We start from the raw sequence: 20449 nt of genomic DNA on the forward strand, positions 1-20449 counted from the left end.
AAGCGGGCAAGCGCAACCCAACAGTGCAAGGCCCTGCCCCGCCTCGAGGCAACCGCGTCATCCCGACCCTGCCAGACGCCCCCGAACGCCCACCAACACGTCGTTTTCGCACTGGCAGGCTTTCTGCATAACCCACGGCATGGCACTCCACCGCATATCCGATTCGACCCCACCGGACCTGGCCACCCGGGAGCAGGAGATCACCCTGCTGCTGGAGGTTGCCAAGCTCATGGGCCGCTCCGGCGACCCGGATGCCGCGATCTACCGCATCCTCGGGATGATGTCCCAGCTACTGGGGCTCAACCGCGGCCGCGTCCTGTTGCCGGATCCGAACAGCGGCCAGCTGCGCATCCGCCACGCCTACGGCCTGACCGATGCCGAGCGCGACCGCGGCAGCTACAGCCTCGGCGAGGGTGTCACCGGGCGCGTCATGAAGACCGGCCAGATCGCCCTGATCCAGGACATCGACAACGAGCCCGAATACCTCGCGCGCGCCATTGACCGTTCCACCCTGCCGCAGGAGACCGTCGCCTACATCGCCGTGCCCATCGTCCAGGACGAACACGCCATCGGCGTGCTGGGTGTGCACCGGCTGCGACGCCGCTCGCGCCAGTTCCAGGACGACCTGAACCTGCTGCGGGTGATCGCGAGCATGATCGGCCAGGTGCTGCGCATCCACCAGCTGATCGCCGAGCGCACCGCCGAGCTGGTCTCGGAGAACCGCTACCTCAAGAGCGCCCTGGATACCCAGGGCGGGCAGTACGGCATCCTCGGCGAAAGCCCGGCCCTGCGGCACGTCCTCAAGCAGGTCCACCGCATTGCGGATACCCAGGCCACCGTCCTGATCACCGGGGCCTCCGGGACTGGCAAGGAGAAGATCGCGCGCATGGTCCACCGGATCAGCCAGCGCAATGCAAAGCCGTTCATCTCCATCAACTGCGCCGCCATCCCGGCCGACCTGCTGGAATCCGAACTGTTTGGCCACGAAAAGGGGGCCTTCACCGGCGCGTCCAGCGCCAAGACCGGCAAGATCGCCCTGGCCGACGGCGGCACGCTGTTTCTTGACGAGATCGGCGACATGCCGGAGGCGTTGCAGTCGAAGATCCTGCGTGTACTGCAGGAACGGGTGGTCCAACCCATTGGCGGCAACCGCGATCTCCCGGTGGACGTACGCATCATCGCCGCAACCCACCAGAACCTGCAGGCCGCGGTGAACGCCGGGAACTTCCGGCTCGACCTGTTCTACCGCCTGAACGTGATCCCGCTGCACATGCCGGCCCTGCGCGACCGCGCCAGCGACATCCGCCTGCTCACCCGCCACTTCCTCGACCGCTACACCCACCTGCACGGCTGGAACGTGGTCGTCGACGAGGGCGTGCTGGAACGCCTGGAGGCCTTCGACTGGCCCGGCAACATCCGCCAGCTGGAGAACGTGCTGGAGCGCGCCGTGCTGCTGTCCACGGATGGCCGCATCGGCACGCCGCTGATCGACGAGATCCTGCATGAGGAATCCCGCATCAGCCCGTTCGAGAGCGAGAGGCACGGCCTCCGAGACGAGCATGCACCGGCACCATCGCGGCACAACGAGCCCCGAACCCTGCCCTCTTCCGGCGCGTCCTGCACCAGCGCGGTGCGCCCATATCAGCGCGTACACGCCACCGAGGCGGAGCGCCTGAAGCGCGCGATCGAGCAGACCGGGGGCAACAAGACTCGCGCCGCGATGGACCTGGGCTTGACCCCGCGGCAATTGCGCTATCGCCTGAAAAAGCTCGGCATAGAAACCACTTAGGCCCACCGCTCAGACACCAGTGGACCTTTTGTTCCCTTCGTCGACAATGTCGACCAATGGTCCGATCTCCCGGCACTCGCGCGCCGCCCTGGGGGCCCATTGCCCACGCTTGGCATGGCACCTGCAATGACCCTCGACATGCGCGGCAACGATGCCCGCATCGATTCGACCCACGAGGAGAGCCGACCATGCCGACCAAGAGTCTTCACGATCCCTTCGACGCCAACGCCGACCTGCGCCACGGCTCCAGCTGCCGCCACGGGCACACCGGTCCCGGCAGCTGCAGCTGCTTCGACACCGCGTCCCCGGACCTGGAAGAGAAACTGGAACGACGCGCCACCCATGAGCCCGTACAGGCCGATGCCCACGCCACCGGCGAGGACCTGAGCGACGAGGCCATGGTCGATCGCGCGGTAGAGAGCGCCATCGTCCGCGGCATGTTCGGCCACAACGAGATCAACCGCCGCCGCTTCCTGCAGATGATCGGGGGCGGCACGGTGGCCGCGGCCCTGGGCTCCATCCTGCCGCTGGACAAGGTCAAGGCCGCAATCAAGGACGGCGGGCCGCTGGAAAAGACCAAGCTGCGCGTCGGCTTCGTGCCAATCACCTGCGCCACGCCGATCATCATGGCCCACCCCATGGGCTTCTACGAGCGCCACGGCCTGGATGTCGACGTGATCAAGACCGCCGGCTGGGCGGTGGCCCGCGACATGTCGCTGTCCGGTGAGTACGACGCCTCGCACATGCTCTCGCCGATGCCGCTGTCGATGACCCTGGGCTCCGGCTCCTCGCGCGAGCACTACATCATGCCGGCGGTGGAGAACATCAACGGCCAGGCCATCACCCTGCACAACAAGCACAAGGACAAGCGCGATCCCAAGGACTGGAAGGGCTTCACCTTCGCCGTGCCCTTCGAGTACTCCATGCACAACTTCCTGCTGCGTTACTACGTCGCGGAACACGGGCTGGATCCCGATCGCGACATCAGCATCCGCGTCGTGCCGCCGCCGGAGATGGTCGCCAACCTGCGTGCCGAGAACGTCGACGGCTACCTGGCCCCCGACCCCTTCAACCAGCGCGCGGTCTGGGACGGCATCGGCTTCATTCACATGCTGACCAAGGAGATCTGGGACGGCCACCCGTGCTGCGCCTTCGCCTGCTCGGCCGCCTTCGCCGACGAACACCCGAACACCTTCGGCGCCCTGTTCCGCGCGTTGATCGAGGCCACCCAGTACAGCTCGGATATCAACAACCGCGCCGAGATTGCCGAGGCCATCTCCCCGCGTGCCTATCTCAACCAGCCGCAATCGGTGGTCGAGCAGGTGCTGACCGGGCGCTATGCCGACGGCCTGGGCGAGGTCAAGAACGACCCGCACCGGATCGACTTCGACCCCTTCCCCTGGCACTCGATGGCCACCTGGATCCTCACCCAGATGAAGCGCTGGGGCTATGTGGATCGCGACTTCGACTACAACCGCCTTGCGGAAGACGTCTTCCTCGCCAGCGAGTGCGCCGAGGTCATGACCGAGCTGGGCTACGAAGCGCCGAGCGACACCTACAAGAACTTCGAGATCATGGGCAAGGTGTTCGACTACACCGACCCGGAAGGTTATCTCGACAGCTTCGCAATCCGCAGGAGCTAAGCCATGTTGAGCAATCTCAACTTCCGGGCGACCGTTCTCTCGCTGGTGATGCTCGTGGTCTTCCTGGGCGTGTGGCAGCTGGCCACCGCCCCGGAGGTCCTCGCGCCGCAGCAGGGCGAGCTGAGCGAATACGAACAACTGATGGGGGGCGGGACCGATCGCAGTTCCAGCAGCGGCATCCCGGCCCCCACCCAGGTGTTCAGCCACGCCTTCAGCGAACTGAGCAACCCGTTCTACGACGCGGGCCCGAACGACAAGGGCATCGGGATCCAGCTGGCCTACTCGATCTACCGGGTCCTGCTGGGCTTTGCCCTGGCCGCGCTGATCGCCATCCCGCTCGGCTTCGTGATCGGCATGTCGCCGCTGCTGAACAAGGCGTTCGATCCGTACATCCAGATCCTCAAGCCGATCTCGCCCCTGGCCTGGATGCCGCTCGCCCTGTTCGTGATCCGCGACTCGAACATGTCGGCAATCTTCGTGATCTTCATCTGCTCGATCTGGCCGATGTTGGTGAACACCGCCTACGGCGTCGCCTCGGTGCGCAATGACTGGCTGAACGTGGCCAAGACCCACCAGCTGTCGAACCTGCGCACCGCGTTCACGGTGATCCTGCCCGCCGCGGCCCCGACCATCCTCACCGGCATGCGCATCTCCATCGGCATCGCCTGGCTGGTCATCGTCGCCGCGGAGATGCTCGTGGGCGGCACCGGCATCGGCTACTACATCTGGAACGAGTGGAACAACCTCGATCTCGCCAGCGTGATCTTCGCGATCATCATGATCGGCATCGTCGGCTTCCTGCTGGATGCCTCCCTCGCCCAGGCCACCAAATTCGTGCGCTACGCCGACTGAGTCGGCGCAGCCCAACCAGGAGACCTATCATGAGCAAGGGATTCCTCGAAATCGAGAACCTGAGCCAGCGCTTCCCGCAGCCCGACTCCAGCGAACTGATGACCGTGTTCGAGGGCGTCGACGTGACCATCAACAAGGGCGAGTTCGTCTGCCTGATCGGTCACTCCGGCTGCGGCAAGTCCACCATCCTGAACGTGCTCGCCGGTCTGGCCACACCGACCGACGGCAACGTGATCATGGACAACAAGGAGATCAACGGCCCCAGCCTCGACCAGGGCGTGATCTTCCAGAACCACAGCCTGCTGCCATGGCTGTCGGCGCGCGACAACGTGATGTTCGCGGTGCGCGCCCGCTGGCCGAACTGGAGCAAGGCGAAACGCCTGGAACACGCCGAGCGCTACCTGCACATGGTGGGCCTGGACCACGCCATGGACCGCAAGCCCTCGCAACTCTCCGGCGGCATGCGCCAGCGCGTCGGCATCGCCCGGGCCTTCGCCATCGAACCCAAGCTGCTGCTGATGGACGAGCCGTTCGGGGCCCTGGACGCCCTGACCCGCGGGGTCATCCAGGAAGAGCTGCTGAAGATCTGGTCGGAGACCCACCAGACCGTGTTCATGATCACCCACGACGTCGACGAGGCGATCCTGCTCGCCGACCGCGTGCTGCTGATGACCAACGGGCCGCATGCCCAGGTCGCCGAGTCGGTGAAGATCGACATCCCGCGGCCGCGGGAACGCGCCACTTTGCACCAGAACGACGCCTACTACCCGATCCGCAACCACCTGGTCGACTTCCTCGTGAACGGCGCCAAGGAGATGTCGGCCAAGGCCCAGGCGGGCGCCGCCCGCGGTGACAACCCGCGCCACAGCCCGCGCATCGTCAACCCGGCCAAGCCCGAGGCCAACCCGGAACCCGGTCCGCGCATGGTTCGCGCGGTCTGACCCCCAGTCCATCCATCGCATTCAAGGAGCACAGTAATGAGTCTCAGCAAGAGCGCCATGACCACCACCATCCTCGAGGCCAAGGAGAACCGCGGAACTACCTGGGCCGCGATCGCCGAGGCCACCGGGCTGCACGAGGTCTACGTGACCTCCGCCTGCTACGGCATGAACCACCTGGAGGGCGACCAGGCCAACAAGCTGGCCACCTTCCTCGGTCTCGGCCCCGAGGTCTCGCAGGCGCTGCAGGCCTTCCCGCACAAGGCCTGGGACAAGACCATCCCCACCGACCCGGTGATCTATCGCTTCTACGAGGCGATCAACGTCTACGGCGACACCATGAAGGCGCTGATCCACGAAAAGTTCGGTGACGGCATCATGAGCGCCATCGACTTCACCATGGACATCGACAAGGTCGAGGACCCGAAGGGCGACCGCGTGAAGATCACCTGGAACGGTAAGTTCCTGCCCTACAAGAGCTGGTAGCGTCCCCATCGGTCACGCGGCGGCCGGGCGCGCCGCGTGACCGCCCTTTCCCGCGAGCCGGTACCCCAGCGCCCGTTCGCGCCCGAACGTGTACGGCAAGTCCCTTCGCATAGTAGGCTCTTGCCGATGTGCCATCCATCCACCCTGCCCCGTCTGCTGATCCTGCTGATCAGCCTGTCCGTTGCCGCCCCCGCAATGGCGGCAAATAGTGACGACGCCAGCGTATACACCATCGGCGTGCTGGCCTTTCGCGATGCCGAAGAGACCACGGCCCAGTGGCAACCCACAGCCGACTACCTGAGCACGCAGGTCGACGCGGCCGAATTTCGCATTCAGGCACTTAACTATCCGGACCTGGAGCAGGCCGTCGCCACCGGGGACGTCGATTTCGTCCTCACCAACACCGGCCATTACGTGCGCCTGGAGGCGCAACAAGGCATCACCCGCCTGGCCACCCTCATCGCCGAGGAGCAAGGCCAGCCCATTCGTCAGTTCGGCGGGACGATCCTGGTCCTTGACGAACGCAATGACCTCCAGTCACTGGACGACCTTCGTGGGCAGCGGTTGCTGGCGGTGGAAGAAGACTCTCTGGGCGGTTGGCTGGCCGGTTACGGGGCCCTGCGCAGCGCTGGCGTGGATCCGTTCGAGGACCTGGCGTCGGTTCACTACACGGGCATGCCCCACTACCGGGTGATCGAGGGCTTGTTAACCGGCGAGGCCGACGCCGGCATGGTGCGCACCGGCGTGCTGGAGGAACGGCTGCAATCGGGCGACCTGCCCGCCGACACCCTGCGCGTACTGGCGCCCCGCAAGACAGCGGGGTTTCCATTTGCCCACTCCACCCGGCTTTATCCTGAATGGCCGTTCTCGCGTCTTGGACACACCCCTGACCAACTGGCCGAAGCCGTCACGATCGCCCTGCTGAGCCTGCCCGCGGATCACCCCGCGGCGCGTGAAGGCGGCTACCACGGCTGGTCAGCCCCGTTGTCCTACGGGGCGGTACACAAACTCCTGGAAGAACTCGGCTACCCGCCCTACGACCGCACCGTGGCAATCAGCCTGCGCGCCTACTGGGAGGCCCGGCCGGAGGTCCTGCTCGGCTTCATGGCGGGGCTATTGCTGCTGAGCGGGTTGGCTGCGCTCTACTACCGGCGTCTGACGCGGCGGCTTTCACTGGAGGTCGAGCAACGCCGCGCGGCGGAGGGCCGCCTGCGCGCACACGAAGCTCGCCTGGCGTACCAGGCCGGGCATGACCCGCTGACCGGACTGCCCAACCGCACGCTGCTGCAGGAGCACCTTGACGAGGCCATGCAACAGGCTCGCCAGCGGCAAGGCCTGGTGGCCATCCTGTTCGTGGATCTGGACCGCTTCAAAAACATCAATGACAGCCTCGGCCACCGCGTCGGCGATGACCTCCTGCAAATCCTGGGCGAGCGCCTGAAGACGCGCTTCGAGGCCCGCACCGTGGCCCGGATTGGGGGCGACGAATTCATCGCGGTAATCGACGACGCCGCAGAGCATCAAGAGCTCGAGGCCCGCGCCCGCCAGCTTCTGGAGCTCATAGCCGAACCCTTTGCCGTCGGCGGCTGGACCAACTTGCAGGTAGGCGCGAGCATCGGTATTGCACTGTTCCCGGAGGACGCCACCGAAGCCGGTGAGCTTCTCACTCAGGCCGATGCGGCGATGTACGAGGCCAAGGACGCCGGGCGCAACACCTTCCGCTTTTACCGTACCGCCCTCACCGATGCCGCCAACCAGCGCCTGGAGATCGAGAACCGGCTGCGGCACGCCCTGGCCCAGAACGAACTGGAGGTGTTCTACCAGCCTCAGGTACACATGACGTCCGGGAAGATCACCGGGATCGAGGCACTGGTGCGCTGGCGTGACCCCGAACGCGGCCTGATCGCGCCGGACGTGTTCATACCGCTGGCCGAGGAAACGGGCCTGATCGCCGCCGTCGGGGATTTTGTTCTGCGCGAGGCCTGCCGCCAGGTCGTGGAATGGGATCGTCAGGGCCTGCCGCCGCTGGAAGTCTCGGTCAACCTGTCGGCGCGCCAGGTCGCCGCACCGGGCCTGCTCCATCAGCTCCGCCAGGTCCTGCACGAATCCGGACTCCCCGCACAACGCCTGACCCTGGAGCTCACCGAAAGCACCCTGATGGAACAGGCCGACACGACCCGTGGCACCCTGCAGCAGATCAAGGGCCTGGGCATCGCGCTGGCCATCGACGACTTCGGCACCGGGTATTCGTCGCTGGCCTACCTGAAGGAATTCGCGATCGACATCCTGAAGATCGACCAGACCTTCGTGCGCGACCTGCCGGAGGACCGCAACGATGCCGAGCTGGCCATGACCATCATCGACATGGCCCACAACCTGGGGCTGGATGTGCTCGCCGAGGGGGTTGAAACCGAGGATCAGCTCGGATTTCTGGCCGCAGAGGGCTGTGATGCCTGGCAGGGCTATTTGTGCAGCCGCCCCCTGCCCGCCGCATCCCTGGCCGAGCTCGTGAGCCACCACGAACCCGAACCGTTCGCGCGCCGGGCCCCGGTAAAGGCCGCCATGGCCCCACGGGGCCACCTGCGCAGCTGAACCTGAAAAAGGAAAAGGCCTGCGAAAGCAGGCCTTTTCCTTGGTGTTTGGTGGAGCGGAGGAGGATCGAACTCCCGACCTTCGCATTGCGAACGCGACGCTCTCCCAGCTGAGCTACCGCCCCAAACAGGACGCGCATTCTAGCAACTCCGCCGGGTGGCGGGAAGCCCCGCCCGCACAAGATTCGCGAGACGCCCCGCCGTGCCTCGGGATCACCTTTTCGCGCCGCACGTCACGGAACTTGGGCCTGGACCCGGTCTAGCATTAGGGCATGTCCGTCACCCACCTCCAACGACCCGGGGCGACCGACCCCAGCCTCCGGCTCGCGGGTCTGGCCACACGACGGCCCGCTGCTCGCTCGATATACTGTCCGACATGAGTTTGTCCGTTCGCATCCTTGGCGCCAGTGGCGGGATTGGCCCGGGCCGGCGTACCACATCCATCCTCATCGATAACGACATCCTTATCGACGCGGGCAGTGGCGTGGGCGATCTGACCCTGGAGGAGCTGCGGCGCATTCGCCATGTCTTCCTGACCCACTCGCACCTAGACCATATCGCCTTCCTCCCGATGCTGGCGGACATGGTCTACAGCCCGGATGCCCCGCCCATCCACGTCCACGGCCTCCCGGCAACACTCAAGGCCCTGTGCGATCACGTCTTCAACTGGGTGATCTGGCCGGACTTCACCCGTCTGCCACGGCCCGATCAGCCCTTGATCCGCCTGGAGTCGCTGCAACCCGGTCACAGCATCGCGGTGGAACATCGCGAGATCCAGGTGCTGCCCGCCCGCCATACCGTGCCCGCAGTCGGCTACAGCGTCACCAACAGCGACGGGGCCGCCTTCGCCTTCAGCGGCGACACGACCTCCTCGCACCTGCTCTGGCCCGCGCTGAACGCCCTGCCCCACCTCGATCTGCTGATGATCGAGACCGGCCTCCCAGACGAAATGGAGGGCATGGCGGATCTGGCCAAGCACTACACCCCGCAGCACCTGGGCGAGGACCTGGCACAACTGCAGCACCGCCCGCGCATTGCCATTACCCATCTCAAGCCCGGCCACGAACAGGCCATCCGCCAGCAGCTCGCCCGCTCGCCGCACCACGACGGCATGATCTTCCTGCACGGCGACGAACGCTTCGAACTCGGCGCCCACCCTTAGCGGCTATCGCTCGTCATCACGAGGCCCGCAGGGTCGCGGCGATCGGTCGCGAGCCGCCCGAACACGCCACAGGCTGGTTGCCGCCGCACCACCTCCCGTTCACACGCCTGTAACATCCCTGTTATCTAATGCGGACCAGGTAATCACGAGACGGGGCCATGGCCACTCGAATTCTGCTGGTGGAAGATGATGCAGCGATCCGCGAGATGCTGCAGGTGCCGTTCCAGAAGGCGGGCTACGAGGTCCGCGAGTCCGGAGATGTCCGCTCGGCAAAATCCCTCCTGCTGGAAGACCCGCCGGATCTGATCCTGCTGGACTGGATGCTGCCGGACATCAGCGGCATCGACTGGGCGCGTACGCTCAAGACCAGCCCCGTCACCAAGGACATCCCGCTGATCATGCTGACTGCCCGCGGCGAGGAAGAAGACCGCGTGCGCGGCCTGGATGTCGGCGCCGACGACTACGTAACCAAACCGTTCTCGCCGCGCGAGCTGGTCGCGCGCATGAAGGCCGTGCTGCGCCGCACCTCGCCCACCACCAGCGAGGAACCGATCGAGATCGAGGGCCTGCGTCTGGATCCCGTCTCGCATCGCATCACCGGCAACGGCGCGGCCATCAGCATGGGCCCGACCGAGTACAACTTGCTGCACTTCTTCATGACCCATCAGGATCGGGTGTTCAGCCGCGAACAGCTGCTGGACAAGGTCTGGGGCACCAACGTCTATGTAGAGGAACGCACGGTGGATGTACACATCCGCCGCCTGCGCAAGGCGCTGGCCGACACCGGGCATGACCACCTGGTGCAAACCGTGCGTGGTTCAGGGTACCGTTTCTCGCAACTTCCCTGACCTTCGGCGGTCCCCGTGCAGCCCCGCAAGACCTGGCCCGACATCCTCATTACCAGCCTGCTGATCGCGCTGCCGCTCCTGACGCTTGGCTGGGCCACCGGCCAGTTCTGGCCCACCCTGGCGTTTCTGCTTGGGGCTGCACTGGCCTGGAACATCGCCAACCTGCTGTGGCTGGAGACCTGGCTGCGCCGGGGCGGCCGTGCCGACCCACCGGACGTGCGCGGCCTGTGGGGCGTGATCTTCGACCACCTCTACCGCCGCCGCAGACGCCACGAGAACCGCGTGCATCGGTTGCGCCAGCTGCTGGAGCGCTACCGGGACTCGGCGAAGGCCATGCCCGACGCGGTAGTGGTCCTGAACGATGACCTGCGCATCGAGTGGCTGAACGACATGTCCTGCCAGCTGCTCGGGCTCCACTGGCCGCGCGACGAGGGCCAGCGCATTACCCATCTCCTGCGCCACCCGGAGTTCCTGACGTTCATGGAACGTGCCCGCGAGTCCCTCGCGCGGGTGACCGTGCCCTCCCCCCTGGACAGCGAACGCCAACTGGAGATGCGCATGCTCCCCTATGGCGACGCGCAGTACCTGCTGCTGGCCCGGGACACCACCCACCTGCACCGCCTGGAGGTCATGCGCCGCGACTTCATCGCCAACGTTTCGCACGAACTGCGCACGCCGCTGACCGTACTCTACGGCGTCACCGAGAGCCTGGAAGACGAACTGGAGGACCAGCCTCAGCTCGCGCGTTCGGTCCAGATGCTGCGCGAACAGTCCGAGCGGATGAAACTGCTAGTGGACGACCTGCTGCTGCTCTCACGCCTGGAGACCGGCGAAACCACCGGCCCGCAGGACTGGTTCAACCCGTTCCCACTGTTCCAGAAGCTGACGGACGAGGCGCGCATCCTTTCGGGCACGGAAGCGCACGCGATCGTGCTGGACGCCGACCCCAAACTGGAGTTCCAGGGCAACCCGGACGAACTGCGCTCGGCCTGCGCCAACCTGCTGTTCAATGCCGTGAAGTACACACCTGGCGGCACCACCATCACCCTGCGCTGGCGGGTCGACGACGACGGCGCACGCCTGAGCGTCGAGGACACCGGGCCCGGCATCGCCAGCCATCACCTCGGGCGCCTGACCGAACGTTTCTATCGCGTGGATGCCGGGCGCACCCAGTCGCGCGGCGGGACAGGCCTGGGCCTGGCCATCGTCAAGCACGTCCTCGCCCGCCACGAAGGCCACCTCGCGATCGAAAGCCAGGTCGGCCGCGGCAGCCGGTTCACCTGCCTGTTCCCGATGAGCCGCATCCGCCGCGCCGCACCCTCCGGCCCCTCCAACTAACGTCATTGCGAGGGCCCGCCGGGCCCGTGGCAATCGTCCGCAAACACCCCGAACCCATGGGCCTTTCGGACCGATTGCCGCGTCGCTTCGCTCCTCGCAATGACCTATACCAATACCCGTCATTGCAAGCGCAACGAAGTAATCACCCCCACGAACCCGGCCCCATCCCTACCGGGCCAGATGTCACGCGGCTGTCACATGCGCGTCACGCAACTGCAAGCACCGCTCCCGATAATTCGTCATCAAGGACCGAGCCACTCGGCCTTGAAAACCTCAAGCAAGCCCAAGGGAGTACACCCATGTTGTTGAAGCGAAGCATCCTCGCGCTGGCCACGGCCACAGCCCTCGCCATCGCCCCGCTGACCGCCGCGGCTGAAGTCGATGCCGACATCCCGGCCTACGAGACGGTCTCCGGCATCTCCGGCAACCTGTCGAGCATCGGTTCCGACACCCTGAACAACCTCATGACCCTGTGGGCGGAAGAATTCCAGGGCTTCTACCCGAACGTGAACGTCCAGATCCAGGGTGCCGGCACCTCCACCGCCCCGCCCGCCCTGACCGAAGGCACCGCCGACTTCGGCCCGATGTCGCGCATGCCGCGTGACAGCGAACATGCCGAGTTCGAACAGCGCCACGGCTACGAGATGACCGCCGTGCCGGTCGCCATCGACACCATCGCCGTGTTCGTGAACCGCGACAACCCGATCGAAGGCATGAGCATCGATCAGGTCGACGCCGTCTTCTCCTCCACCCGCCGCTGTGGCGGTGCCGAGGACATCACCCGCTGGGGTCAGCTCGGACTGGAAGGCTCGTGGGCCAACCGTGACATCACCCTGTACAGCCGTAACGCCGTCTCCGGCACCTACGGGTACTTCCGCCAGCACGCCCTGTGCGATGGCGACTTCAAGAACGCCATCAACGAACAGCCGGGTTCCGCCTCGGTGGTTCAGGGCGTCTCCGAGTCCCTGAACGGCATCGGGTACTCCGGCATCGGGTACTCCACCTCCGGTGTGCGCGCCATCCCGCTGGGCACCGAAGAAGGCAACTACTTCGAGCCGAACGGCGAGAACGCCGCCTCCGGTGACTACCCGCTGGCCCGCTTCCTCTACGTGATGGTCAACAAGCACCCGGAAGACGGCCTGACCCCGCGCGCCGCCGAGTTCCTGAAGATGGTGCTGTCGAAGGAAGGCCAGGAAGTCGTGGTGCGTGATGGCTTCATCCCGCTGCCGGCCACGGTCGCCGAGCGCGAGCGCAAGAACCTCGGTCTGGAATAAACCGGGCGCAGTACCCGCGCCCAGGGAATGGGTGCAAAGGCCGGGACCCAAGGGTTCCGGCCTTTTTTGTGTGTTGCGCGCAGGCCTTCCTCGCCCACCGGTCAACCAGCCGTCACATGGATGTCACGTCCCTGTCACATAGCGGCCGTAGCATCACGCCCCGACATCCAATGGTTTTGCACGCCCTTCGCGGCGGCTCTCAGGGGAACTTCATGTCCACCGCCACCATCGCCCCGCGTCTCGCCGGTTTCCAGCGCTGGCGCCGCACCAAGGATCGCTCCGCGCGCTACATGATCGGGTTTTTCGGGATCGCCGTGGTCGGCGCCCTCACCCTCATGTTCGTCTACCTCCTGAGCGAAACCCTGCCGATGTTCCAGGGCGCCAAGCTCGACCCCCTGACCGAGTACGACGCCCCCGGCGGAGCCGATACCCGCACCGTGCACCTGGCGGTGAATCGCCACCGCGAAATGGCCGTGCGCATCACCGACGACCGGCGTGCCGTGTTCTTCCGCCCGAATACCGGCGAGATCGTGCGCGAACAGACCCTGCCGATCCCCGATGATGTCCGGGTCACCAGTTTCACCGCGGCCGAGCCGCGCACCCGCCTGGTGGCGCTTGGCCTCGACAACGGGCAGGTCCTCGCCATCGAGTACGAATACAACGAGCGCTTCACCCCCGAGGGCCGCGAATATGACCCGCACGTGATCTACCCGCTGGGTGACGAAGACTCCGCACTGCTGGATATCGACGGCGATGGCCCCGCCATCAGCGTGGTCGGGATCCAGCGCGGTTCCAGTGGGATTCGTGTCGCCGCCACCACGGAGGACGGCCGCATCCGCCTGGTCCAGTTCGAGGAAACCACCTCGATGATGACCGGCGAGACCCAGGTGCGCCGCAGTGCCTACGACATGCCCGCCCTGCCAGAAGGCAGCACGGCCACCCGCATCCTCCTCGACATCACCGGCCGCATCATGCTCGTGGGCGACGACCAGGGGCGCCTGCACTCCTACGATATCCGTCGTCCGGCCAGCGCGACCCTGGAAGACAGCAAGCGCGTGATTCGCGGAGACGAGGCCGAAGTCACCTCGCTCGAATACCTCTTGGGCACGGTGTCGATCGTCGTGGGCGGCTCGGACGGATCGGTCACCCAGTACATGCTGGTGCGCGACGCCGACAACGTGAACCGCATCACCCGCGTGCGCGAATTCCCCGCGCACGCCGGGCCGGTCACCAACACCCAGCCCGAATACATCCGCAAGGGCTTCCTGACCGCCGACGAAACCGGCCAGATCAAGATCCACTACCCCACCTCGCAGCGCACCCTGGTGGAACGCCAGATTACCGATCAGGCGCTGCATCGAGTGTACGTGGACCCGCGCAACCGCCTGCTGATCGCGATCGACGAGGCCGAGAACTGGCACCTGCAGCGCCTGGAGAACCGTCATCCGGAGGTCTCCTTCCACGTGCTGTGGCAGAAGGTCTGGTACGAGGGCCGCTCGGGTGGCGACTATGTCTGGCAGTCCTCCTCGGCCACCGACGAGTTCGAACCCAAGTTCTCGCTGATCCCCCTGACCATCGGCACCATCAAGGCCGCCTTCTACGCCATGCTGTTCGCCACCCCGCTGGCGATCATGGGGGCGATCTACAGCGCCTACTTCATGTCGGCGCGCATGCGCACGCTCACCAAGCCCTCGATCGAGCTGATGGAGGCGCTGCCCACGGTCATCCTCGGCTTCCTCGCCGGGTTGTGGCTGGCCCCGTTCATCGAGGCGAACCTGCCCGCCGTCGCGAGCATCCTGATTCTGCTGCCGCTGTCCATGCTGCTGATGGCCTTCGTCTGGACCCGTGTGCTCCCCGAGCAGGTCCGCGCGTTCATACCGGCGGGCTGGGAGGCCGCGATCCTGATCCCGGTGATCCTGCTGGTGGGCTGGTTCGCGGTGACGCTGAGCCCCCTGATCGAGATCTGGATGTTCGGCGGCGACGCCCGCCAGTGGCTGACCGACAACGGCATCACCTACGACCAGCGCAACGCCCTCGTGATCGGCATCGCCATGGGCTTCGCGGTGATCCCGACCATCTACTCGATTTCCGAGGATGCCGTGTTCAACGTGCCCAAGCACCTGACCCAGGGTTCGCTGGCGCTGGGGGCCACACCCTGGCAGACCGTAGTGCGCGTGGTCCTGCTGACCGCCAGCCCGGGGATCTTCTCGGCGGTCATGATCGGCTTCGGCCGCGCCGTCGGCGAGACCATGATCGTGCTGATGGCGACCGGGAACTCGCCGGTGGTCAATTTCAACATCTTCGAGGGCATGCGCACGCTCTCCGCCAACATCGCGGTCGAGATGCCCGAGGCCGCGGTCGGCGGCAGCCACTTCCGCATCCTGTTCCTCGCCGCACTGGTGCTGTTCGCGCTCACGTTCTTCGTGAACACGGTCGCCGAGATCGTGCGCCAGCGCCTGCGCAACAAGTACGCCTCCCTTTAAAACGCATTCCAGACAGGTCTCGATCCGATGAATAAATGGTTCAAATCCGGCACCCCCTGGATCTGGCTGAATGCGGGCGCGGTGGCCACCTCGCTGGTGATGGTCTTCGGGCTGATCCTGATGATTGCGGTCAACGGCCTGTCGTTCTTCTGGCCGTCCAGCGTGGCCCAGTTCGAATACCAGACGGCGCAGCAAAGCGAGCCTACCCAGGTCATGGGCGAGTTCCAGCGCTCCGAGACAATGACCGCCCAGGCCATGCGCGACGCCGGCTTCGACGTGCCCGAAGGCCAGGAGATCGTGGTACGGCACCTGGTCAAGCGCGGCAATCGTGACCTCGACTCGCGAGACTTCCGCTGGTATCTGGACGACTTCATGGGCGAGCGCGAGATGCCTCGCGATGCCGTGGTGCTGGAACGCCTGCAGTGGGGCAACTTCTACGGCTTCGTTCGCGAGTTCCGCGTGGACGGCGAGGCCGTGGCCACCGGCAACGAGGCCCGCGTGCGTTTCGAGGCGGTTATCCCCGAGACCCGCGGCCTGGTCCGCCAGATCGAACGCATCGAACGCGTGGACATCGGCGCGATCAATTTCCAGATCGAGCAGATCCGCATTGCCCTGCGCGGTATCGAGCGTGCCACCGAGCTGTCGATCGAGGAGCGCGCCGAGCGCGAGGCCGAACTGCAGGCCGAACGCGCGGAACTCGAGGAGCAGTACGCGGAGCTGGAAAACGAACGTAACGAGCTGCGCCGCGAACTGCGCCGCTACGCCATCCTGATGGAGACCGCCGACGGCGCCGAATCCGTGATCGCACTGGCGGATGTCGTGAACGCCTGGTGGCCGAACGACATGAGCATCCCGCAGAAGCTCGGGCACTACGTGCACACCTTCTGGGAGTTCATGACCGGCTATCCGCGCGAGGCCAACACCGAAGGCGGCATCCTGCCGGCGATCTTCGGGACCGTACTGATGGTCCTGATCATGTCGATCGTCGTAACCCCGTTCGGCGTGCTGGCCGCGATCTACCTGCGCGAGTACGCGAAGCAGGGCCCGCTGGTGCGCATCATCCGCATCTCGGTGAACAACCTCGCGGGCGTCCCCTCCATCGTATTTGGTGTATTCGGCCTCGGGTTCTTCGTCTACCTGGTCGGCGGCAACATCGACCAGATGTTCTTCCGCGATGCCCTGCCCTCGCCCACCTTCGGCTCGCCGGCGATCATCTGGGCCTCGCTCACGCTCGCGCTGTTGACCCTGCCGGTGGTAATCGTCTCCACCGAGGAAGGCCTGACCCGCATCGGCGCCAGCATCCGCCACGGCTCGCTGGCCCTGGGCGCGACCAAGGCGGAGACCCTGTGGCGCCTGATCGTGCCGCTTTCGGCGCCGGCGATGATGACCGGGCTGATCCTGGCCGTCGCGCGCGCGGCCGGCGAGGTGGCCCCGCTGATGCTGGTCGGGGTGGTCAAGCTGGCCCCCAGCCTGCCGGTGGACGGCAACTTCCCGTACCTGCACCTGGATCGCGCCTTCATGCACCTGGGCTTCCACATCTACGACGTCGGCTTTCAAAGCCCGAACGTCGAGGCCGGCCGGCCGCTGGTCTACGCGACCGCCCTGATCCTGGTGATGCTGATCATCGTGCTCAACCTGACCGCCATCTCGATCCGCAACTACCTGCGCGAGAAGTACCGCGCCGACAGTGACTGAGACACGACATGCACAACGTTTCTCGCACGCAACGTCATTGCGAGGCCCCGCAGGGGCCGCGGCAATCGGCTTCCGGTACCCCACACGCCGGAGGCACCCAAACCGATTGCCACGTCGCTGCGCGCCTCGCAATGACGGTGCTTTTCCGCCCCCTCGCGGTGCCGGGATGCGTCGAACCCCATTCCCCATGGAGTACCCGAAATGAGTGACACCCAGACCCACGCCGTCAACGTGGCCCAGAATAACCAGGCCCCGCGCGGCCTCAACCTCGACCGTGAGGACATCTGCCTGACCGCGGAGGGCCTCAAACTTTTCTACGGCGAGGACCAGGCGCTCAAGGGCATCGACATCCGCATCCCGAAGAACCGCATCACGGCATTCATCGGGCCTTCCGGTTGCGGCAAGTCCACGTTCCTGCGCTGTTTCAACCGCATGAACGACCTGATCGATTCCGTACGCATCGAGGGCACCATCCGCCTGGACGGCGCGGACATCAACGACAAGTCCGTGGATGTCCCCGAATTGCGCCGCCGTGTGGGTATGGTCTTCCAGAAGCCGAACCCGTTCCCCAAGTCGATCTACGAGAACGTGGCCTACGGCCTGCGCCTGCAGGGCGTGAAGAACCGCCGCAAGCTGGACGAGGTGGTGGAGAAGTCGCTCAAGCGCGCCGCGCTGTGGGATGAGGTGAAAGACCGCCTGCACGAGAATGCCTTCGGCCTGTCCGGCGGCCAGCAGCAGCGCCTGGTCATCGCCCGCGCCATCGCAATCGACCCCGAGGTCCTGCTGCTGGACGAGCCCTGCTCGGCGCTGGATCCGCTGGCCACGCTGAAGATCGAGGAGCTGATGATCGAGCTGAAGAAGGATTACACGCTGGTCATCGTCACCCACAACATGCAGCAGGCCGCGCGCGTCTCCGACTACACCGCCTTCATGTACATGGGCGAGCTGATCGAATACGCCGACACCGACACCCTGTTCACCTCGCCTGCCAAGAAGCAGACCGAGGACTACATCACCGGCCGCTTCGGCTAGGGAGACACTGATGAATCCACACCTCCGCGTTGGTGCCCCATTTTGTGCGAGAGCAAGCGCTACAAACAGGCCGACAAGGCCCTTGCCGGTACCAACACTCTGGAAATGGGGCAACAACCCCGTATGTCCTCACTTAGAGGTCGGGGCTCGGCCGCTTTTGCCCGCTGCCAGCGTTGCGGCTCCCTTGTGCAGAGTCACTGCACGGCAGTCACCGCGCCTTGTCAGCGGGCAAAACCGACTTGAGCGCGGACGCGTACATTCATCAGTGTCTCCCTAGGAAAACACCATGGACAAGAGCTTCTTCAAGCAACACATCTCGCAGCAGTTCAACGCCGAGCTGGAAGACATCATCAAGCAGGTGATGGCCATGGGCGGCCTGGTCGAGCAGCAGCTCGCCGATGCCGTCCACGCGATGGTCGAGGGCGATGCCGAACTCGCCGAGAAGGTCATGACCTCCGACTACGAGGTCAACGCCAAGGAGGTCGAGATCGACGAGGAGTGCACCCACATCCTCGCCCGGCGCCAGCCGACCGCCTCCGACCTGCGGCTGGTGATCGCGGTCATCAAGACCATCACCGATCTGGAACGCATGGGCGACGAGGCCGAGCGGGTCGGCCGCATGGGCCTGCACCTGCTGGACGAGGACCGCAACAGCGCCCCGATGTCGGATATCGCCAGCATGGGCGAACATGTCCGCGAGATGACCCGCGGGGCCCTGGATGCCTTCGCCCGTATGGACGTGGAACAGGCCGTGCGCGTCGCCCAGCTCGATATCCAGATCGACAGCCTGTACGAGACCGTCACCCACAAACTGATGCGGCAGATGACCGCCGCCCCGGACTCCGTCCCGCGCCTGATGGACATCGTCTGGGCCACCCGCTCCCTGGAACGTATCGGCGACCGCGCGCGCAACATCTGCGAATACGTCGTCTATTTCGTCAAGGGCAAGGACGTGCGCCACACCAGCTACGAGCAAATGGCCGAGCAGGCCACCGGGGACCGCCACTGACCCCGGCGACTCGACTCTGCCCACGCGCGGGAGCCCCAATTCTGCTGCCCCCGTGCGCGGGTGTTTGCGTGGTTCGGCGATCCTCGCTTGAATAGGGCCATGTGGATTACCCGCTCACGCCCTCGACCATTTCCGCTTCCCTCCTGGCTGTTCGTGGGCGGCCTCATTGCCATGCTGGCCATGCCCAGCCTGCACGCGGGCCCCGTGACCTCCTCTGACCCGCTGCCCCCGGGCGAACCCTCCGCGGCCGTCCTCGAACTCCTGGAACGTGACAAGCTTCCCGAAGGCGTGGTCTTCGAGATCATCGAGAACGACCGCGCAGCGCTATCGGCGCTTCTTCCCGAGATTCGGGCCAGTGTCGCCCGCCTGCGCGAACGCGACCCCGACTACCCGGTGGCCGTCGTCACCCACGGTGCGGAACAATTCACCCTGACGCGTAGCGAGGCGACGCAGCACACCAGCCTGCACGACGAGGTGGAGGCCTTGGTCCGCGACGAAGGGGTGAACGTGGCAGTCTGCGGCACCTTTGCCGGCTGGCGCGGCCTGGACGCGGAGGCATTTGCCGACTTCGTCGAGGTCGCCGACCGCGCCCCGGACCGCCTCGATGACTATCGCGAACTGGGCTTCGAAGTGATCCGCCTGCGTCCGTCACTACTCGACGCGCCCCCGGAAGACCCTTGGGAGTTCGACTTCGGCACCCCCTGAGCATGCCGATTCACAAAGATACGCCCCACGAAGACGCAAAGACGGTCGAGAGCCTGTAACCATGGAGGCCACAGCGGACACCGAGAACGCCAGGATGGTTGACGGGATCGGAGCTGTGTGCGGGCTGAGCAGCACGGATCGGTGTACCGATACCCATTTCTGCGCACCCTTGGACCCCTTCACGCCGCGCCCTCTGTATACGCCGTGGAAAGACCGCCCTTGATCTTCTTCGTGCCTTCATGCGGTTTGTGGAAAAGCGCTCTCCTGATTAGCAACGAGCGTCCGCCGGGCTCAAGGCCCGTGCGGGCCCGGGTCTCCAGGCGCCTTGTATGTTTAACCCCGGCAGGCCTAGAAAGGGTCTGTCGGGGTGGAGGGACGAGGCCGGCATCTGGCCTGTGGCACAGACGGTAGGAGAATTCGTCCCACCCCTCACCTTAAACGCCGATAAGGAATCGATCGGCACGGGACCGACGATAGATGGCAAGCCAGCGTTCGGTGAGGCCCCGACAGACAACTCCAAGCTAGCTCGGGAGGTGTGATGATGGCAACGCATCGGATCGGGGTCGATGTCGGCAAGGCCGAGTTGTGGATCAGCATCGACGGT

The 20449-nt window shown here is 65.5% G+C and carries 15 protein-coding genes and 1 tRNA gene; 15 read left to right on the forward strand and 1 reads right to left on the reverse strand.

The annotated features are described in order from the left end of the window. Positions 1-139 precede the first annotated feature (139 nt). The 6 genes from F622_RS0109380 (at position 140) to F622_RS0109405 (ending at position 8300) form a co-directional block, all read left to right on the forward strand. Positions 140-1789 (forward strand): sigma-54-dependent Fis family transcriptional regulator, encoded by a 1650-nt coding sequence (locus F622_RS0109380; protein WP_019571800.1) that lies wholly within the window; start codon positions 140-142, stop codon positions 1787-1789. Between the two features lie 188 nt (positions 1790-1977). Further along, a complete protein-coding gene (locus F622_RS0109385; RefSeq protein ID WP_019571801.1) occupies positions 1978-3432 on the forward strand; it encodes a CmpA/NrtA family ABC transporter substrate-binding protein in 1455 nt (484 codons plus the stop codon). A gap of 3 nt (positions 3433-3435) precedes the next feature. Next, complete coding sequence (ntrB, locus tag F622_RS0109390) at positions 3436-4284, forward strand: nitrate ABC transporter permease (protein WP_018176619.1); 849 nt, start codon at positions 3436-3438, stop codon at positions 4282-4284. A gap of 29 nt (positions 4285-4313) precedes the next feature. Further along, positions 4314-5225 carry an ABC transporter ATP-binding protein gene (locus F622_RS0109395; RefSeq protein WP_019571802.1) on the forward strand — a complete coding sequence of 304 codons (912 nt, stop codon included), beginning with the start codon at positions 4314-4316 and terminating at the stop codon, positions 5223-5225. 36 nt (positions 5226-5261) lie between these two features. Beyond that, positions 5262-5708 carry a cyanase gene (gene cynS / locus F622_RS0109400; RefSeq protein ID WP_019571803.1) on the forward strand — a complete coding sequence of 149 codons (447 nt, stop codon included), beginning with the start codon at positions 5262-5264 and terminating at the stop codon, positions 5706-5708. Between the two features lie 126 nt (positions 5709-5834). Beyond that, positions 5835-8300 carry a bifunctional diguanylate cyclase/phosphodiesterase gene (locus tag F622_RS0109405; RefSeq protein WP_019571804.1) on the forward strand — a complete coding sequence of 822 codons (2466 nt, stop codon included), beginning with the start codon at positions 5835-5837 and terminating at the stop codon, positions 8298-8300. A gap of 48 nt (positions 8301-8348) precedes the next feature. On the opposite strand, the gene F622_RS0109410 is transcribed toward F622_RS0109405, so the two are convergent. Further along, positions 8349-8424 (reverse strand) — tRNA-Ala (locus F622_RS0109410). 251 nt (positions 8425-8675) lie between these two features. Between F622_RS0109410 and F622_RS0109415 the strand changes: the two genes are divergently transcribed. The 9 genes from F622_RS0109415 (at position 8676) to F622_RS0109455 (ending at position 19845) form a co-directional block, all read left to right on the forward strand. Continuing rightward, complete coding sequence (locus F622_RS0109415) at positions 8676-9461, forward strand: 3',5'-cyclic-nucleotide phosphodiesterase (RefSeq protein ID WP_018170002.1); 786 nt, start codon at positions 8676-8678, stop codon at positions 9459-9461. 158 nt (positions 9462-9619) lie between these two features. Then, positions 9620-10309 carry a phosphate regulon transcriptional regulator PhoB gene (phoB, locus tag F622_RS0109420; RefSeq protein WP_018170003.1) on the forward strand — a complete coding sequence of 230 codons (690 nt, stop codon included), beginning with the start codon at positions 9620-9622 and terminating at the stop codon, positions 10307-10309. Positions 10310-10324: 15 nt separating this feature from the next. After that, positions 10325-11647: a phosphate regulon sensor histidine kinase PhoR gene (gene phoR / locus F622_RS0109425; RefSeq protein ID WP_019571805.1), complete on the forward strand. Its 1323-nt coding sequence runs from the start codon at positions 10325-10327 to the stop codon at positions 11645-11647. A gap of 299 nt (positions 11648-11946) precedes the next feature. Beyond that, positions 11947-12921, forward strand: a complete 975-nt coding sequence (locus F622_RS0109430) for a PstS family phosphate ABC transporter substrate-binding protein (protein WP_018145418.1) — start codon at positions 11947-11949, stop codon at positions 12919-12921. 212 nt (positions 12922-13133) lie between these two features. Continuing rightward, positions 13134-15404 carry an ABC transporter permease subunit gene (locus F622_RS0109435; RefSeq protein WP_019571806.1) on the forward strand — a complete coding sequence of 757 codons (2271 nt, stop codon included), beginning with the start codon at positions 13134-13136 and terminating at the stop codon, positions 15402-15404. A gap of 27 nt (positions 15405-15431) precedes the next feature. Beyond that, on the forward strand, positions 15432-17099 hold the full coding sequence (gene pstA / locus F622_RS0109440; RefSeq protein WP_018176568.1) for a phosphate ABC transporter permease PstA: 1668 nt from the start codon (positions 15432-15434) through the stop codon (positions 17097-17099). Positions 17100-17300: 201 nt separating this feature from the next. Beyond that, on the forward strand, positions 17301-18131 hold the full coding sequence (pstB, locus tag F622_RS0109445; RefSeq protein WP_018649994.1) for a phosphate ABC transporter ATP-binding protein PstB: 831 nt from the start codon (positions 17301-17303) through the stop codon (positions 18129-18131). Positions 18132-18417: 286 nt separating this feature from the next. Further along, entirely contained in the window at positions 18418-19140 is a 723-nt protein-coding gene (gene phoU / locus F622_RS0109450; protein WP_018145414.1) for a phosphate signaling complex protein PhoU, read from the forward strand. A gap of 99 nt (positions 19141-19239) precedes the next feature. After that, on the forward strand, positions 19240-19845 hold the full coding sequence (locus F622_RS0109455; protein ID WP_019571807.1) for a DsrE family protein: 606 nt from the start codon (positions 19240-19242) through the stop codon (positions 19843-19845). The last annotated feature ends 604 nt before the right edge of the window (positions 19846-20449 follow it).

Source organism: Thioalkalivibrio sp. ALMg3 (genome assembly GCF_000381225.1).
Lineage (GTDB): Bacteria > Pseudomonadota > Gammaproteobacteria > Ectothiorhodospirales > Ectothiorhodospiraceae > Thioalkalivibrio > Thioalkalivibrio versutus.

Coding starts and splice junctions, on each gene's coding strand:
- F622_RS0109380 (WP_019571800.1), top strand. CDS start 140: ATGGCACTCCACCGCATATCCGATTCGACCCCACCGGACCTGGCCACC.
- F622_RS0109385 (WP_019571801.1), top strand. CDS start 1,978: ATGCCGACCAAGAGTCTTCACGATCCCTTCGACGCCAACGCCGACCTG.
- ntrB (WP_018176619.1), top strand. CDS start 3,436: ATGTTGAGCAATCTCAACTTCCGGGCGACCGTTCTCTCGCTGGTGATG.
- F622_RS0109395 (WP_019571802.1), top strand. CDS start 4,314: ATGAGCAAGGGATTCCTCGAAATCGAGAACCTGAGCCAGCGCTTCCCG.
- cynS (WP_019571803.1), top strand. CDS start 5,262: ATGAGTCTCAGCAAGAGCGCCATGACCACCACCATCCTCGAGGCCAAG.
- F622_RS0109405 (WP_019571804.1), top strand. CDS start 5,835: ATGTGCCATCCATCCACCCTGCCCCGTCTGCTGATCCTGCTGATCAGC.
- F622_RS0109415 (WP_018170002.1), top strand. CDS start 8,676: ATGAGTTTGTCCGTTCGCATCCTTGGCGCCAGTGGCGGGATTGGCCCG.
- phoB (WP_018170003.1), top strand. CDS start 9,620: ATGGCCACTCGAATTCTGCTGGTGGAAGATGATGCAGCGATCCGCGAG.
- F622_RS0109430 (WP_018145418.1), top strand. CDS start 11,947: ATGTTGTTGAAGCGAAGCATCCTCGCGCTGGCCACGGCCACAGCCCTC.
- F622_RS0109435 (WP_019571806.1), top strand. CDS start 13,134: ATGTCCACCGCCACCATCGCCCCGCGTCTCGCCGGTTTCCAGCGCTGG.
- pstA (WP_018176568.1), top strand. CDS start 15,432: ATGAATAAATGGTTCAAATCCGGCACCCCCTGGATCTGGCTGAATGCG.
- pstB (WP_018649994.1), top strand. CDS start 17,301: ATGAGTGACACCCAGACCCACGCCGTCAACGTGGCCCAGAATAACCAG.
- phoU (WP_018145414.1), top strand. CDS start 18,418: ATGGACAAGAGCTTCTTCAAGCAACACATCTCGCAGCAGTTCAACGCC.
- F622_RS0109455 (WP_019571807.1), top strand. CDS start 19,240: ATGTGGATTACCCGCTCACGCCCTCGACCATTTCCGCTTCCCTCCTGG.